The sequence below is a fragment of the Neptunomonas japonica DSM 18939 genome (assembly GCF_000422765.1).
GTDB lineage: Bacteria > Pseudomonadota > Gammaproteobacteria > Pseudomonadales > Balneatricaceae > Neptunomonas > Neptunomonas japonica.
On the sequence record NZ_AUGR01000029.1, the window covers coordinates 1 to 15,692 of the forward strand.

The 15,692-nt window shown below is 43.5% G+C and carries 16 protein-coding genes and 1 rRNA gene; 10 read left to right on the forward strand and 7 right to left on the reverse strand.

The features are described 5' to 3' along the window. Nucleotides 1–117 precede the first annotated feature (117 nt). Nucleotides 118–233, forward strand: a 5S ribosomal RNA gene (rrf, locus tag G511_RS0116435). A gap of 209 nt (nt 234–442) precedes the next feature. Here the strand turns inward: rrf and G511_RS0116440 are convergent. Beyond that, nucleotides 443–1,324 (reverse strand): HDOD domain-containing protein, encoded by an 882-nt coding sequence (locus G511_RS0116440; protein ID WP_028470608.1) that lies wholly within the window; start codon nt 1,322–1,324, stop codon nt 443–445. A gap of 187 nt (nt 1,325–1,511) precedes the next feature. On the opposite strand from G511_RS0116440, the gene mobA reads away from it, so the two are divergent. From mobA to G511_RS0116460, 4 genes are all read left to right on the forward strand, one after another. Further along, on the forward strand, nt 1,512–2,600 hold the full coding sequence (gene mobA, locus G511_RS24755; RefSeq protein WP_028470609.1) for a molybdenum cofactor guanylyltransferase MobA: 1,089 nt from the start codon (nt 1,512–1,514) through the stop codon (nt 2,598–2,600). Nucleotides 2,601–2,771: 171 nt separating this feature from the next. Next, entirely contained in the window at nt 2,772–3,767 is a 996-nt protein-coding gene (moaA, locus tag G511_RS0116450; protein ID WP_028470610.1) for a GTP 3',8-cyclase MoaA, read from the forward strand. A gap of 43 nt (nt 3,768–3,810) precedes the next feature. Next, nucleotides 3,811–4,317 (forward strand): hypothetical protein, encoded by a 507-nt coding sequence (locus G511_RS0116455; protein WP_028470611.1) that lies wholly within the window; start codon nt 3,811–3,813, stop codon nt 4,315–4,317. Further along, on the forward strand, nt 4,317–5,024 hold the full coding sequence (locus G511_RS0116460; protein ID WP_028470612.1) for a tRNA-uridine aminocarboxypropyltransferase: 708 nt from the start codon (nt 4,317–4,319) through the stop codon (nt 5,022–5,024). Before G511_RS0116455 ends, G511_RS0116460 begins: the two co-directional genes overlap by 1 nt. A gap of 12 nt (nt 5,025–5,036) precedes the next feature. On the opposite strand, the gene dtd is transcribed toward G511_RS0116460, so the two are convergent. The 3 genes from dtd to typA form a co-directional block, all read right to left on the reverse strand. Beyond that, complete coding sequence (dtd, locus tag G511_RS0116465) at nt 5,037–5,477, reverse strand: D-aminoacyl-tRNA deacylase (RefSeq protein ID WP_028470613.1); 441 nt, start codon at nt 5,475–5,477, stop codon at nt 5,037–5,039. An 8-nt stretch (nt 5,478–5,485) separates the two neighbouring features. Then, nucleotides 5,486–6,436: a prolyl aminopeptidase gene (gene pip, locus G511_RS0116470; protein ID WP_028470614.1), complete on the reverse strand. Its 951-nt coding sequence runs from the start codon at nt 6,434–6,436 to the stop codon at nt 5,486–5,488. 117 nt (nt 6,437–6,553) lie between these two features. Then, a complete protein-coding gene (gene typA, locus G511_RS0116475; protein WP_028470615.1) occupies nt 6,554–8,371 on the reverse strand; it encodes a translational GTPase TypA in 1,818 nt (605 codons plus the stop codon). Nucleotides 8,372–8,745: 374 nt separating this feature from the next. Here typA and glnA point away from each other — a divergent pair, with 374 nt between their 5' ends. From glnA to G511_RS23190, 5 genes are all read left to right on the forward strand, one after another. After that, nucleotides 8,746–10,152 (forward strand): glutamate--ammonia ligase, encoded by a 1,407-nt coding sequence (gene glnA, locus G511_RS0116480; RefSeq protein ID WP_028470616.1) that lies wholly within the window; start codon nt 8,746–8,748, stop codon nt 10,150–10,152. Between the two features lie 263 nt (nt 10,153–10,415). Next, a complete protein-coding gene (gene glnL / locus G511_RS0116485) occupies nt 10,416–11,498 on the forward strand; it encodes a nitrogen regulation protein NR(II) (protein WP_028470617.1) in 1,083 nt (360 codons plus the stop codon). Continuing rightward, nucleotides 11,482–12,906: a nitrogen regulation protein NR(I) gene (gene glnG, locus G511_RS0116490; RefSeq protein ID WP_028470618.1), complete on the forward strand. Its 1,425-nt coding sequence runs from the start codon at nt 11,482–11,484 to the stop codon at nt 12,904–12,906. The genes glnL and glnG overlap by 17 nt, the downstream gene beginning before the upstream one ends. Before the next feature lie 53 nt (nt 12,907–12,959). After that, nucleotides 12,960–13,424 carry a tRNA (uridine(34)/cytosine(34)/5-carboxymethylaminomethyluridine(34)-2'-O)-methyltransferase TrmL gene (gene trmL, locus G511_RS0116495; RefSeq protein WP_028470619.1) on the forward strand — a complete coding sequence of 155 codons (465 nt, stop codon included), beginning with the start codon at nt 12,960–12,962 and terminating at the stop codon, nt 13,422–13,424. 75 nt (nt 13,425–13,499) lie between these two features. Continuing rightward, on the forward strand, nt 13,500–14,387 hold the full coding sequence (locus G511_RS23190; protein ID WP_245574108.1) for a M14 family zinc carboxypeptidase: 888 nt from the start codon (nt 13,500–13,502) through the stop codon (nt 14,385–14,387). Between the two features lie 47 nt (nt 14,388–14,434). Here the strand turns inward: G511_RS23190 and secB are convergent, their stop codons facing one another. Genes secB through G511_RS0116515 form a run of 3 tightly spaced genes read right to left on the reverse strand, consistent with a single transcriptional unit; the run spans nt 14,435 to nt 15,597 of the window. Beyond that, nucleotides 14,435–14,908, reverse strand: a complete 474-nt coding sequence (gene secB / locus G511_RS0116505) for a protein-export chaperone SecB (protein WP_028470620.1) — start codon at nt 14,906–14,908, stop codon at nt 14,435–14,437. A gap of 9 nt (nt 14,909–14,917) precedes the next feature. Beyond that, complete coding sequence (gene grxC / locus G511_RS0116510) at nt 14,918–15,172, reverse strand: glutaredoxin 3 (protein ID WP_028470621.1); 255 nt, start codon at nt 15,170–15,172, stop codon at nt 14,918–14,920. Between the two features lie 5 nt (nt 15,173–15,177). Then, complete coding sequence (locus tag G511_RS0116515; protein WP_028470622.1) at nt 15,178–15,597, reverse strand: rhodanese-like domain-containing protein; 420 nt, start codon at nt 15,595–15,597, stop codon at nt 15,178–15,180. Nucleotides 15,598–15,692: the final 95 nt, after the last annotated feature.

A 15,692-nucleotide genomic window follows, 5' to 3' on the forward strand; every position in this document is an offset into this window, starting at 1 on the left:
CCATATAACGCCAAAGGCGTGTGGGAAGCATGTAGTAACAGATAAGATTACAGACTAGCGCTTGTTAAACAGACAAAGACACAGAAATTCATCGAATCCATGTTGTGACAGTTTATGCTTGGCGACCATAGCGAAATGGAACCACCTGATCCCATCCCGAACTCAGAAGTGAAACGTTTTAGCGCCGATGGTAGTGTGGGGTCTCCCCATGTGAGAGTAGGTCATCGCCAAGCTTTTAATAGAGAACCCTGATCACTTCGTGATCAGGGTTTTTTTATGCCTGGGGTTTAGGAATAGAGGGGGCTTGATGCGAATGCGCTTTGATAGGGCATTAGTAGGCCGTTTTAGAAGGGGTATTTATATGATTATGCTAGGTTAAGGTGTAGCATTCCATTGCTACAATATTCAGTGTGGTATGTTTTAGAAGTGTGGCGTAGAAGGATTATGAGGTGGTTGTTTGTTCGAGGCTATCTATGTATTCCTCTTTAAGATCTAGATAATCGTAATCACATAAGCCAATATATTCTAGGCAAGTCATAATGCTGGGGGTGATTTCTTGCCGGTTGTTGAGTCTCCAGAATCGGCGATAGTTACTGCTAATATCTTTAGCTATTGATAATAATGATAAATACATTAGAGAGTCATTGGCTCGAGACTTGTATTTTAGAATAATCTCCGGAAAGCTCGCTTGTAAAATAATCGTCTTATGGACGTTTTCTGGCATTTCCCATTTATTTACCAGTTTTGCTCCAAGAGTGAAGTGCTCCATTCCGTAAATGTTTCTTTCGATTTCTAGCAGTGCTTTACTACTTTCTCCATTAGTCTGCCGCAATATGTCTTTATACTTAGGGTCAGCTTGCATAATGATTGGAATGCCGCAATCGTGCAACATGCCTATAGAGTAAGCATTGTCACAATCTAGTTCAGTGTACCTAGAGGTGAGTTCTTGGGTAATTAATGCAACTTCGGATGCGGTATCCCAAAATCTTTCCATTGAATCACTTTTTGAAAGTGTACTTTTGAGCAGCACGAGCCTGACTAAGCTAAATACCTTAGGTAACCCGAGCAGTACAATGGCATGAGAAATTGACGAAATTTGTTTACGTAAACCAAAGCGTGGTGAATTTACTGTCGCCAGTACTATAGAGTACAACCCAGCATCTTCTTTTAATGTCGTAACAACCTGTTCTACGTCGGGGTTTGCTTTTGCCATTATTGCCGTCATCTTTAGAAGAATCTCAGGGCGGGCAGGAATAGTAACCTTGAGTAGCGAATGTGCATTTTTTTGCATGCTATGCCTCATCGTCATATAGACAATAAGCATAGTTAATAACCTGAATTTTTGTGCGCTTTAGTTAAATTAATTGGCTTAGTTAAGGAGTCTTTAGAGCTTTTAATGGTTGTGGAGAAAGAGGGAGAGTAACTTTAGTAATAATAAGAAATAACCCCTGTTACACTAATGTCCAATTTCTAGGTCATCTAAATATTTCTCTTGTTGGAGTGTCTGTTGTATGTGTAGTAACTCTGTAACTGGTGTAATACTTGCTGGCGGCATGGCCCGTAGGATGGGGGGGACGGATAAAGGTTGGATTGAGTTTGAGGGTAAGCCTCTTATTCAGCATGCGTTAGATATTTTTCGGCCTCAGGTTACTCGCTGCATTATTAATGCGAACAGGAGTTTAGAGGCATATCAGTCATTAAACTTAGAAGTGTTTACCGACTTGGAAGGTGGTTACCAGGGGCCGTTGATGGGAATGGCAACAGGCCTCTCTAATGCAAATACAGACTGGGTTGCATTTATACCGTGCGATAGCCCTCGATTACCTACGGACACGGTATCGCGGTTACTGAAAGCAGTACAAGATGGCGATTATGATATTGCTGTAGCGCACGATGGTAAAAGGTCGCAACCGGTTGTGGCACTATTGAGTAGGCATTTACTAGACGACTTGAAGAAGAGTTTACTCAATGGTGAGCGCAAAATTGAAAGTTGGTTTTCTCAACATTCATGTATAGAAGTTGATTTTTCTGACTGTATTGACGCGTTCGTTAATGTTAATCGCCGTGATGACTTAGATGCATTAATTGAAATGCCTAAACTACTCGGGTTTTCTGCTTGGAGTGGTACGGGTAAAACAACGCTATTAAAAAAATTAATCCCTGCTTTACGTCATCATGGTGTGCGATTGGCGGTGATTAAGCATGCGCATCACCAGTTTGATGTAGACCACCCTGGTAAGGATAGTTACGAGTTGCGTAAATCGGGAGCTAATCAGATGCTTATCGCCTCTGCTAACCGCTGGGCGCTTATGGTTGATAAGGCTGAGCCGCAAGAACCAGTTTTAGCAGACTTAGTAAGTAAGCTCGATTTAGCGAATCTAGATTTGGTTTTAGTTGAAGGTTTTAAGAGAGAAACGATTCCAAAAATTGAATTACATCGGCCTTCTTTAGGGCGCCCGCTGATTTTTCCTGAAGATAAAAATATCATCGCGGTTGCTTCGGATGAGCCAGATACGGTTGCATCAGAGCTTAAGGTCATGCATTTGGCTGATGTGGATAGCATACTTGAGTTTGTCATGGAGTATTTGAAGGCTGGTTAGTTACGATAATACTTGTTGTATATGCTATAGGATGTGTCTTCTGGTTTGCTGGCTTGGCTCATAACACGGGATGTTTTGGTTCTTTTGTTGCCATCAGCTAAGCAGTATTCTTTTATATTGATCTTAAAGATTGTTGTTAATTCGGTTGTTAGTTGGCAGGTTAAAGGGTAAATGATGCATGAGCAGCTGATTGATCCATTTGGAAGGCGTATTACATATGTTCGTATGTCGGTGACTGACCGATGTGATTTTCGCTGTGTTTATTGCATGGATGAAGTGATGACTTTCTTGCCTCGTGAAGAGGTGTTATCCCTAGAAGAAATTACGCTTATAGCGCGTGCTTTTACTGAGATGGGAGTTAACAAAGTAAGACTGACAGGTGGAGAGCCGCTTGTTAGAAAAGATGTGATTAGTTTATTCAATGAGATAGGTTCTCTTCAAGGGTTAGATGATTTTTGTTTGACGACGAATGGATCTCAGTTGGTGAGATTTGCCGGTGATTTGAAAGCTGCCGGAGTGACAAGAATAAATATAAGCCTTGATAGTTTGAATGATGCTTTGTTTAAAGAACTGACACGAACGGGGCGCCTTGAGCAGGTTTTAGAAGGTATTGATGCCGCATGTGATGCTGGTTTTGATAAGGTAAAGCTTAATGCTGTTATCTTAAAGGGACGAAATGATCATGAAGTATTGGATCTTGTGCATTTCATACGAGATAAAGGTTTAGATATCTCCTTTATTGAAGAAATGCCGCTTGGAAGTATTTCAGAGCATGACCGTGCACAGACTTACTGCTCAAGTGATGAAATTCGCACAATAATCGATGAGAAGTACCCTTTGACGTCTTCCCGCGAGACTACGGGTGGGCCATCTCGTTATTGGAGTATGTCTGATAGCTCCTCACGTGTTGGCTTTATCTCTCCTCATAGCCATAATTTTTGTGGTGATTGTAACCGGGTCAGAGTAACAGTAGAGGGGCGATTATTGCTCTGTTTGGGTAATGAAAACTCTGTTGATCTTAAGGCCGTTGTTAGGGGTTACCCAGGTGATGTTGAGCGTTTAAAAACAACCATTCGTGAAGCAATAGAGTATAAGCCAGAAGAGCATCATTTTACCACTGATGGTGATGTTCAAATTGTTCGCTTTATGAATACAACGGGGGGGTGATTCGTTATCATATTAATTCCATGGTCTTTCAACAGGGAATTAGATGATCAATCTTGCCTCTCTTTCTTTTTATTTTGATGTTATTGAAGACCGCATTCGTCTGATTGGCAACTTAGATAATGGCCAGCAAAGAGTCGACTTTTGGCTTACGCGGCGTTTGGTGTTGAAGTTGCTTGATGCCTCACCAAAATTAGTGCAACAGACATCTGAGAAAATTAGCAAAACGCCCCTAGAGCATCAAAGTGCAATGGCTCAATTTGAGCACGATAGCGCAAAACAAAGCCAATCTGTTAGGCAAGAATCTAATCTTGAGCATCACGACTTTAAAGCTTCTCTTTTACGGCGCCTAGATATTAGCTTCCAAAAAGGACAGTACCGTTTGAGTTTCTATGTGGATAATCAGGAAGAGGTGTTTGGCTTTAGCGTGCTGACTCGTCAGGAGATGCATCAGATTTTACACTGGATGCATAAGGGCTGTTTGCAATTAGACTGGGGAGTATCAGCATCCCTTTTTGATATAAGTGAGCAAGCACCGATGAGGTTGCAGTAGTGGCCTTTGATGCAAATGCTCCACGTAAACCGTTCATAACGAGAGGCTCTAATATAGGCCGTTGCAAGGGGTGCTTCCTTCCTTTGCTTAGTTGTCTATGTTCTGAAAAACCTAAGGTTAAAGCCCGCGCTGTTTTTTGGTTATTGACACATAATGATGAGATTTATAAGCCAACGAATACGGGGCGATTAATTGTAGATGCAATTGATGGTGCACGAGTATTTAAATGGTCACGGACAGAGCCTGACCCTGCATTCATTGAAGCGCTTTGTGATGAGCAATACCAGCCCTGTATCGTTTTCCCTTCTGGAGAAAGTTACCAGCAACGGATGATCGTTAGTAAAAATTTATCAGAAAAGATCCCCGCGTTTATTATCTTGGATGGTACTTGGCGACAGGCGCGTCGTATGTTTCGGTTGAGTCGTTATCTGGATGACTTACCAGTAATGCAACCTAATACAATGGCTATATCTCGTTATCATTTGCGACAGTCCGTAGAAGAGCATCATCTTTGTACGGCAGAGGTTGCTGCACAAATGTTGCGTGAAGTGAGTGATCATCATAGTGCAGATGTACTAGATGCATATTTTGATCTTTTTAATGCGGAGTATTATGCAACGCGCCGCTCGGTTGATATGAGCGCTACTTCTGCAGTGGCTAGACTTCGCCTAGCTCAGCTACAGAATGATGTTAATAATACAATCTAAGTTGTTGTAAGGTTAATTTGCTTCTAGTAAAAAAGTGACAGGCCCATCATTAAGAAGCCTCACTTTCATATCTGCACCAAATTCGCCTGTTTGCACATGTGTGTCTGTTGCTTGGGCTTGTTTGCTAAAGTAGTTATAGAGTGCTTCGCCTTGTTCGGGGGATGCGCCATTTGAAAAGCCAGGGCGAAGACCTTTTTTAGTATCTGCTACCAGTGTGAACTGAGAAACAATAAGTAACCCCCCATTAGCTTGTTGAAGGTTTAAATTCATTTTCCCTTCTGTATCAGAAAAAATGCGATAAGCACGAATTTTTTTTAAAAGCTTGTCAGCGATTTCTTCTGTATCGCTTTTTTCTATACCCAGTAAGAGCAAAATACCGGGCCCTATTTTACCAATAATACGACCATCGACTTCTACAGAAGCTTCGCTAACACGTTGGATTAAACCTTTCATAATGTCCCTTAAGCGCTTGAGCGTGCAAAATCATCAGTGGCGCGTACTAGGTTGTCGATAGTACCTGCTTCGAATGATGAATGGCCTGCATCTCTAACGATATGAAGTTCGGCACTGGGTAAGACTTGGTGCAATGCATGCGCTTGCTCTATAGGGCAGATCATGTCATAGCGGCCGTGCACCAAAGTGGTTCGTATATGGGCGATTTTGCCTGCATTATCGATAATTTGATTACGTTCAATAAATGCTTGGTTGATAAAGTAGTGGGCTTCAATACGGGCTATAGAAAGTGCTGTATGTGGGTCAGCAAAGTGCTCAACAATATTTGGGTTAGGATCTAATGTCGAGCAACGACCTTCCCATACTGCCCAAGCTTTTGCTGCAGCCATTCTCTCAATTTCATTCTTCGATGTCAGACGCTGATAATAGGCTGACAGTAAGTTGGATTGTTCTTTTTTGGGAATTAAACCAATAAAGTCTTGCCAGTAATCGGGGAATATAGCGCTGGCACCTTGTTGGTAAAACCAATGTAGGTCTTGTTCTCTACTTAAGAAAATGCCGCGTAATATCATTCCAGATACCCTTTCAGGGTAGGCTTGGGCATAAAGAAGACTTAGCGTAGAGCCCCAAGAACCACCAAAAAGAAGCCATTCGTCGATGCTAAGCAGCTCGCGGATCTTCTCAATGTCATTGATAAGATCTTGTGTGGTGTTGTTCTCTAGGCTGGCATGAGGTGTTGATTTTCCGCAACCGCGTTGGTCAAATAATATTATTCGGTACTTTTCTGGATTGAAAAAGCGCCGTTGAGCCCCGCTAGTACCCCCACCGGGGCCTCCGTGAACAAACAGAACGGGAATTCCTTCAGCATTACCGCTTTCTTCTGCATATAAAGTGTGCTGAGAATCAACGTTAATTAAGTGCTCTTTATATGGGTGTATTTCAGGATAAAGCGTCCGCATGGTAAATCCTTAACTGATACGAGAAGTATGCTTAAAGTATAGAGCTTGAGGGTGAGGGAGGGGAATCTATAGGCGTAAAAAAGGCGACTAAAGAGTCGCCTTTTTATTAGTGCTTGCTTATTTGCCAGTACGGGCAAAGCGCTTACGCTCGTTTTCTGTAAGGAATTTCTTACGTAAACGAATGTGGTTCGGCGTTACTTCAACTAGCTCATCATCTTCAATGAAATCTAGCGCCTGTTCCAGTGTGAAGCGAATTGGTGGTGTTAGCTGAATATTTTCATCAGTACCAGAGGCACGTACGTTGGTTAGCTGCTTACCTTTAATTGGGTTAACGGCTAAGTCATTTGTACGGCTATGGATACCTAGGATCATACCTTCGTATACTTCAACGTTAGGTGCGATACAAAGACGTCCGCGTGCCTGCAGGTTCCATAGCGAATAACCAAGTGCTTTACCAGTAACCATAGTGATCAATACACCATTGGTACGGGACGCAACTTCACCTGTTTTAACCGGGCCATAATGGTCAAAGATAGAAGTCATGATGCCGGTGCCTGATGTCATTGTCAGGAATTGGCTACGGAAGCCGATCAGGCCGCGTGATGGAATAAGGAAGGTAAGGCGAATACGCCCAGTACCATCCACTTCCATGTTAGTCATGTCACCACCACGTTTGCCGACTTCTTCAATGATGCTACCCTGATGATCTTCTTCAACGTCAATCATGACGATTTCAAAAGGCTCTTGGATTACGCCATCAGCTTCTCTCTGAACTACTTCAGGGCGAGAAACGCCTAGCTCGAAACCTTCGCGACGCATGGTTTCGATCAATACTGAAAGGTGAAGCTCACCACGGCCAGATACGCGGAATTTCTCTGGTGAATCACCTTCTTCTACACGTAGGGCAACGTTGTGAATTAATTCACGATCTAGACGCTCTTTGATGTTACGGCTAGTAACGAACTTACCGTCTTTACCAGCAAAAGGAGAGTCGTTAACCTGGAATGTCATGGAAACCGTTGGCTCATCCACTGAAAGTGGTGGCAGTGCTTCTACATTTTCAGGGTCACACAGCGTATCAGAAATATTCAGCACATCTATGCCGGTAACGCAGATGATGTCACCTGCACGAGCAGTGTCTACATCTATGCGCTCAAGGCCGAGGTAGCCCATGATCTTTTGTACACGACCGCTACGTATTTTTCCGTCGTCGCCAATGATTTTCACTTGCTGGTTTAGCTTAACCGAACCACGCTTAACGCGACCAACACCGATAACACCAACATAGCTGTTATAGTCCAAAGCAGATATCTGCATCTGGAACGGTCCATCAACGTCAACTTCAGGTGGTTGAACATGCTCAATGATGGCTTCGAAAAGCGGGGTCATATCTTCAGCAAGGTTATCATGCTCAAGACCTGCAATACCGTTTAGAGCTGATGCGTAGATGATCGGGAAATCAAGTTGCTCATCTGTAGCGCCTAAAGAGTCAAACAAATCAAAGACCTTATCAACGGCACGGTCAGGGTCAGCGCCAGGACGGTCAACTTTGTTAACAACAACAATTGGGCGCAAGCCCTGGTCGAATGCTTTCTGTGTAACAAAGCGTGTTTGTGGCATAGGGCCATCAACAGCATCGACTAGCAGGCATACGCAATCAACCATTGATAGTACGCGCTCCACTTCACCACCAAAATCCGCATGGCCCGGTGTGTCTACGATGTTGATATGGTAACCGTTCCACTCAATGGCTGTATTTTTTGCCAGAATGGTAATACCGCGCTCTTTCTCCTGGTCATTGGAGTCCATAATGCGCTCGGTGCCCTCATCTCGGCGGCCCAGGGTGCCAGATTGCGATAATAGTTTGTCAACCAGTGTAGTTTTGCCATGGTCAACGTGCGCAATGATGGCGATATTTCTCAGCTTCTCGATCACGTGGAAGTACCTGTAGAGATTTTCATAAAGGCCGCATTATACACGCAATAGCAACGTTGATCCTGATTAATAGTTATGTTTGTACGTCTTTTTTCCACAAGAAGTTTGTTTTAGGTTGGAGTATGATGTTAGCGGCTATATAAAGCGGTATATGTAACTCGGCTTTTATGCACCTTTATGGTGCGGTGCTTGATTTTTGTGGGTTATTTTGGTGCGTTTTATTGGGTTTGAAGGTGGCTGGTGTAATAAAATCAAGCACATATGTGCTGGCACGCTAGTTGCTTGTTGAAGTATTAAGCCGGCTTAGGCCGATATGTTTTTCAGGACCGTGTTTTTTAGCGTGTCTGACAAAATTTTGATGTGGAGAGAGCCAAATGTCAGAGAAGACTCTGAAGTTGATCGAAGAAAATGATGTTAAGTGGGTTGATATGCGATTCACTGACACTAAAGGTAAAGAGCAGCACGTTACTATTCCTGTTCATCAGATGGGCGATGACTTCTTTGAAGAAGGAAAGATGTTTGACGGTTCTTCTATCGAAGGTTGGAAAGGAATTAATGAATCTGACATGATTCTTCAGCCAGATGATAGTGCATCTGTCTTGGATCCGTTTTCTGAAGAGTCTACTGTTATTGTTCGCTGTGACATCGTTGAGCCTGTAACGGGTCAGGGTTATGAGCGTGATCCTCGTTCTGTTGCACGCCGTGCAGAAGAGTATCTTAAATCTACAGGCATTGCTGATACTGCGATGTTTGGTCCTGAGCCAGAGTTTTTCGTATTTGATGAAGTGCATTTCCACAATGAGATGAGTGGTTGTGGCTACAAAATTACTTCTGAAGAAGCTGCTTGGTCTACAAACAATAAATACGAAGGCGGTAATACTGGTCACCGTCCACGTGTTAAAGGTGGTTATTTCCCTGTTCCTCCTGTTGATTCTTTGCATGATCTGCGTGCAAACATGTGTAATGCGATGACAGCTATGGGCTTGGATGTTGAAGTTCACCACCACGAAGTAGCAACTGCTGGTCAGTGTGAAATTGGTGTTGGCGCTAACACATTGATCAATAAAGCTGATGAAGTACAGATTTTAAAATACTGCGTACATAATGTTGCTCATGCGTATGGTAAAACGGCGACTTTCATGCCTAAACCAATCGTTGGTGATAATGGTTCTGGTATGCATGTTCATCAGTCTTTGTCTAAAGATGGCGTGAACATCTTTGCTGGTGACGCATATGCTGGTATGAGCGAAACAGCTTTGTTCTACATCGGTGGTATCATTAAGCACGCTAAAGCGCTTTGTGCACTGACTAACCCAGGTACAAACTCTTATAAGCGCTTGGTTCCTCATTTTGAAGCGCCTGTAATGCTGGCTTACTCTGCTCGTAACCGTTCGGCTTCTATCCGTATTCCTTATGTGACTACTGCTAAAGCGCGTCGTATCGAAACTCGTTTCCCTGATCCAATTGCTAACCCATACCTGTGCTTTGCTGCACTGATGATGGCTGGTCTTGACGGTATTCAGAACAAGATTCATCCTGGTGATGCTGCAGATAAAGATCTGTATGACCTTCCCCCAGAAGAAGCTGCAGAGATTCCACAGGTTTGTGGTTCTTTAGCTGAAGCGTTGGCTGAGCTAGATGCTGATCGTGAGTTCCTGACACGCGGCAACGTATTTACTGATGATATGCTTGATGCATACATTGAAGTGAAACAAGCAGAAGTTGATAAAGTAAACCAAACGACTCACCCAGTAGAGTATGACTTGTACTACTCTTGCTAATTGAGATTGTTTAAAAAAACCTCCTTCGGGAGGTTTTTTTGTGCCTGGTATTTACTGTAATGAGTAAAGATGACGCACTACTAAAATTGTGGTGCACTATAATGGTGCATTCTATAGTGGTGTTATGCTGATATAAGTCTCGCCATTCTTTGTTTGTATCTCTTCAAGCGCGACGTCAGCGCTTTGTAGTTATAAAAGGTTTTTGTTTATAAGTTGGCGCTTATTTTGCATTGTGCTTAACAACGTATCAGGTGGTCGCGCGGATGTTTCGAAAACAAACACATAAGCAAACTTTAGAAAACCTATCAACCAGTGTGATCCTACTGGATGAGAAGCTGCGTATTGATTATATGAACCCCGCAGCAGAAATACTGCTGGAAGTGACAGCCAAACGCTTGAGGAATTACGGTGTTGAGCAGTGGCTTACTAATGATTCTGATGAGCTGGCAGTATTAAAGAAATCAATTCACTCTGGACACCCATATACCCGTCGTGAAGCTAAACTCCTCACGATGAGTGGGCATGAGATCACGGTTGATTACAGTGTTAATCCTTTACCGTTGCAGCATAGCCCTATGTTGCTAATTGAGATTCAAGCAAGAGACCGTCTGCTGCGTATCGAGCGCGAAGAAGAGTTGTTGTCACACCATGCCGCTACTCGGAATTTAGTGAGAGGAATGGCGCATGAGATAAAGAATCCTTTAGGGGGGATTAGAGGGGCGGCACAACTGCTCGAAAGAGAATTAGAAGATGAAGCGTTGCATGAATATACGCATGTCATTATCGAAGAGGTGGACAGGTTAAGGAATCTGGTTGATCGATTATTGGGCTCACATCAGCTTCCCAAACAAGAGCAAGTAAATATCCATGCAGTGCTCGAGCGAGTCTGTGCATTAGTGAATGCAGAATGCGCCGGTAAGCTGGCTCTGAAAAGGGATTATGATCCTAGTATTCCTGAATTTACGGGGGATTCAGAGCGAATTATTCAAGCAGTGTTGAATGTTGTAAGAAATGCGATGCAGGCATTACAAGAAAATGAGATTGATTCACCAGAGATTTTTCTTCGAACTAGAGCAAAGCGTCAGGTTACGCTGGGTTCTGAGCGACATAGATTAGTGTGCTGTCTTGATATTATCGATAATGGCCCGGGGATCCCGACAGACATACTTAATACAGTTTTTTATCCGATGATCAGCGGTCGAGCAGATGGATCGGGGTTGGGGTTGTCTATAGCGCAATCCATCATTAATCAACATCATGGGCTGATTGAGTGTAGTAGTGAGCCTGGGTGTACACGTTTTTCACTCAATATCCCCTTGGAGTTAGGTAATGAAAATGCCCGGTAAAGTATGGATAGTGGATGATGACCGTTCTATCCGCTGGGTGCTCGAAAGAGCATTAAGTCAGGTTGGTATTGATACACAAGTATTTGAAAAAGCGGATGACGTATTAAAAAAGCTTGAAAAGAGCACTCCTGATGCTGTTATTAGCGATATTCGCATGCCGGGTATTGACGGTTTTCAGCTGCTTGAACGTATACAAAAAACACATCCATTGATGCCTATCATCATTATGACAGCGCACTCTGATTTGGATAGCGCCGTCGCCTCTTATCAAGGCGGTGCGTTTGAGTACTTGCCTAAACCCTTTGATGTTGATGATGCGGTTGCTTTAGTCACAAGAGCCGTTGAGCATGCTTTTGAGCAAAGACAAGAAAGCGCAGAGCCTGTTGCGCTGGATACTGCTGAGATTATTGGCGAAGCGCCGGCGATGCAGGAAGTGTTCAGGGCTATTGGGCGTTTATCTCAATCGAATATAACGGTCTTGATAAACGGAAAGTCGGGAACAGGTAAAGAGCTTGTCGCACACGCTTTACATAAACATAGCCCGCGATCTTCTTCATCTTTTATAGCGCTTAATATGGCTGCGATCCCAAAAGATTTGATAGAGTCAGAGCTTTTTGGTCATGAAAAAGGAGCCTTCACAGGGGCTGCGGCTGCTCGTCATGGGCGCTTTGAGCAAGCTGATGGTGGTACCTTATTTCTAGATGAGATTGGAGATATGCCGGCCGAGACTCAGACGCGTTTGCTGCGAGTGTTGGCTGATGGTGAGTTTTATCGAGTAGGTGGGCATACCGCTGTTAACGTTGATGTGCGTATTATTGCCGCAACTCATCAGGACCTTGAGGGTTTGGTTCAAGAAGGGCGGTTTCGTGAAGACCTATTTCACCGTCTCAATGTCATTCGTATTCATATTCCGCAACTGTTTGAGCGCAAAGAAGATATACCGCGCTTGGCTCGGCACTTTCTGATGCGTTCAGCAGAAGAACTCAATGTTGAGGCAAAGGTCTTAAAGCCTGAAACCGAAGCGTTTATGTGTGATTTGGCGTGGCCGGGTAATGTTCGGCAACTAGAAAATACCTGTCGCTGGTTGACGGTTATGGCTTCTGGACGAGAAGTACTGGTTTCAGACATGCCTCCTGAATTAGTAGAACAGCAAGGGGCGGCTGAAGTTATTACTTCCAATTGGGAACACGCTTTACGTAATTGGGTTGATCAGCAATTGAGTGCCGGCAAGCAGGGTGTTATTGATGCAGCAATGCCAGCGTTTGAAAAAATAATGATTGAAACAGCATTAAAGCATACCGCGGGGAGAAGGCGAGACGCAGCGGTATTGCTAGGTTGGGGGCGTAATACGCTGACACGAAAAATTAAAGACCTCAAATTAGTTGTTGAAAGTACAGAAGAGGAGTGATTTTGAGTGTAGGGCGGTATAATGTTAGCTGATATATTTTAACGAGAAGCATTATGCTGCATGTTGTTCTTTTTGAACCTGAAATACCGCCTAATACGGGCAATATTATCCGTCTGTGTGCTAATACCGGGTTCCACCTGCACCTAATTAAGCCGTTAGGTTTTGAACTTGATGATAAAAAGCTACGTCGTGCTGGGCTTGATTATCATGAGTTTGCGGCGATGCGCGTTCATGACTCGCTACAAGAGTGCTTGAACGAACTTGACTCTCCTAAAGTGTGGGCACTGACAACTAAGGGGAAAAGCTTTCACAGTGATGTCAGTTTTGCAGAGGGCGATGTACTTCTATTTGGCCCTGAAACCCGTGGTCTACCGGTAGATATAAGGGAAAGCTTACCGATTGAACAGTGTGTTAAATTACCGATGTGTGATGGTAGTCGAAGCTTGAATCTTTCAAATGCGTGCGCCATTGTGGTTTATGAGGCGTGGCGCCAACACGGTTATAAAAGCTCTGTTTGATGTGCAGAATCATTTTTTATAGTGAGCTACACTCTTTTATACTGTCATCTCTATTACTATCGGTGAAAATTTCCCTTGATCAAGAATCGTCTTTTGTTTCTAGCGAGCTTTTTATGTGTGTTACCTGCACTATCGTTTGCGACAACCAGCGTTCAGCCTAGTTCGCATAAAGATATTAAAACGGATGTGCAGTTATTGTGCGGGAAAATTGGCCGTAAACTTTCTAGCGTGTCTGTGCGTGAGTGTAATAAATTAGCGTTTGATGAGCCTCGTTTTTACTCAGTAGGAGGCTTAGCTATTCTGGAAAAGCATTTTCCTGCGATTCGTAGTGATGCACCTAAGGTTCTCTTTATTGGCGGTATTCATGGAGATGAATATTCCAGTGTTAGTGTGACCTTCAAGTGGTTGAACACACTAAATAAGCATCATAGCGGTGCTTATGATTGGCATTTTCTTCCATTGGCTAACCCAGATGGTTTGTTGCGCTCGCGCTCTTCACGCGTTAATTTTAATAAAGTAGATTTGAATCGTAATTTTATTCCTGCATCAGGTTTTCCGGAGCCATTGGCACATTGGAAGAAAAAAGCACGTGAAAGGTCTCGTTACTACCCAGGGAAGGCGCCCCTTAGTGAGCCGGAATCCCAAGTTATTCATCAGTTGATAGAGGAGTATCGTCCGGATGTTATTGTGTCAGTGCATGCCCCTCACGGAATTTTAGATTTTGATGGTAGTGGTTTAAAGCCTCCCAAAAAATTAGGGCCTCTTTATTTACGCCAATTAGGTACCTACCCAGGGTCTTTGGGTAATTATGCTTGGTTTGTAAAAAAAATTCCTGTCATGACAATAGAACTGCCCCATGCGGGCATTATGCCGTCACGTAATGATATAGGGCGTATGTGGACTGACTTAGTGGGTTGGGTCGATAAATCTGCGGTGAGAAAAGAAGTGGTCTTATCTGAATGAGAGTAATTGCAAGCTCAACCTAGTTGAGCTTGCAATGCACTGATAGGTCAGTGTTGTTCGGCAGTAGCAGCTGCCTTTTGTTGCATTTGCTGAGCATAAAGCGCATCAAAATTAACGGGTGCTAGCATCAGAGGAGGGAAGCTGGCTTTAGTCACAAGCGTATCAATCGTTTCGCGAGCATACGGGAAGAGCAAGTTAGGACAAAATGCGCCTAAAGTGTGGCTGACTTCCTGCTCGTTCATGCCAGAGACTTGAAAAATCCCGCCTTGCTGAACTTCTACTAAAAATGCAGTATCTTCTTCGTTTTTAACTGTCACTGTTAGCGTTAGAACGACTTCAAAATGTTCTTCGCTAAGAGGTGTAGTTTTTGTGTTCATTTCCAGATTGATCTCTGGTTGCCACTTCTTCGTGAAGATTTGCGGGCTGTTAGGCGTTTCTAAAGAAGCGTCCTTTACATAGACACGCTGAATAGAAAACTGTGGTCCTTTTGGCTGCTCAGCAACCTGATCATTCTCTGACATTTTTAATCCTTAATTCTGTGTTGAAATTAGAGTATCTAGCTGCCCTTGCCGTTCTAATGCGTAAAGTTCATCGCAGCCGCCAACATGTGTTTGACCAATGAAAATTTGCGGTACGCTAGTGCGGCCGCTTAATTCTGTCATTTCAGCCCGTTTATTGGGTTGGTTGTCGACGTTGATCTCGGTGTACTTTACACCTTTATGCTCCAGTAGCCTTTTTGCATTTGAGCAAAAAGGGCACCAGTCAGAACTATAAACTGTAATCATCTAGTTCAGGCCTTTTTTACGATAGGCAGATTTTGGCCTTTCCATTCAGTAATTCCGCCTTGTAGGCGTAATACGTTATCAAAACCTGCTGCTTTTAGTTGCTTGCTAGCAGCGCCCGCTGTTTGTCCCATATTACAGACAACAATAACAGGGCGGGTTTTGAATTTTTCTACTTCCTGTAAGCGACGGGTAAAGTCTGCAAGAGGGACGTGCTTTGAGCCTGTAATATGGCCAGTGTCCCACTCTTTCTTAGTACGAATATCAATCAGCACAGCATCTTGTTTGTTCATCAGCTGGGTAGCTACGGCTGGTGAAACAGACTTGCCAGCTTTTTGGCCTTCAGACCACATAATCATCAAAAGTGTTACTAGCCAAGCCGCTATCAGCATAAAGTTGTTAGTGGCGAATTCAATCAATTGTTCCATTATGTTTCCTAAACCGTCATAACGCCGCGAAGCCGGCACCTCATTTCGAGCGAAGATTATACATTGACAAAGCGTCTCATATAAGAGGGCAGGAT

What these genes read in the sequence shown, in the direction of transcription:
- glnA (WP_028470616.1), top strand. Translation starts at nt 8,746, where the DNA reads ATGTCAGAGAAGACTCTGAAGTTGATCGAAGAAAATGATGTTAAGTGG.
- G511_RS0116515 (WP_028470622.1), bottom strand. Translation starts at nt 15,597, where the DNA reads ATGGAACAATTGATTGAATTCGCCACTAACAACTTTATGCTGATAGCG.
- moaA (WP_028470610.1), top strand. Translation starts at nt 2,772, where the DNA reads ATGATGCATGAGCAGCTGATTGATCCATTTGGAAGGCGTATTACATAT.
- G511_RS0116440 (WP_028470608.1), bottom strand. Translation starts at nt 1,324, where the DNA reads ATGCTTATTGTCTATATGACGATGAGGCATAGCATGCAAAAAAATGCA.
- G511_RS0116455 (WP_028470611.1), top strand. Translation starts at nt 3,811, where the DNA reads ATGATCAATCTTGCCTCTCTTTCTTTTTATTTTGATGTTATTGAAGAC.
- pip (WP_028470614.1), bottom strand. Translation starts at nt 6,436, where the DNA reads ATGCGGACGCTTTATCCTGAAATACACCCATATAAAGAGCACTTAATT.
- grxC (WP_028470621.1), bottom strand. Translation starts at nt 15,172, where the DNA reads ATGATTACAGTTTATAGTTCTGACTGGTGCCCTTTTTGCTCAAATGCA.
- trmL (WP_028470619.1), top strand. Translation starts at nt 12,960, where the DNA reads ATGCTGCATGTTGTTCTTTTTGAACCTGAAATACCGCCTAATACGGGC.
- glnL (WP_028470617.1), top strand. Translation starts at nt 10,416, where the DNA reads ATGTTTCGAAAACAAACACATAAGCAAACTTTAGAAAACCTATCAACC.
- dtd (WP_028470613.1), bottom strand. Translation starts at nt 5,477, where the DNA reads ATGAAAGGTTTAATCCAACGTGTTAGCGAAGCTTCTGTAGAAGTCGAT.
- secB (WP_028470620.1), bottom strand. Translation starts at nt 14,908, where the DNA reads ATGTCAGAGAATGATCAGGTTGCTGAGCAGCCAAAAGGACCACAGTTT.
- glnG (WP_028470618.1), top strand. Translation starts at nt 11,482, where the DNA reads ATGAAAATGCCCGGTAAAGTATGGATAGTGGATGATGACCGTTCTATC.
- mobA (WP_028470609.1), top strand. Translation starts at nt 1,512, where the DNA reads ATGTGTAGTAACTCTGTAACTGGTGTAATACTTGCTGGCGGCATGGCC.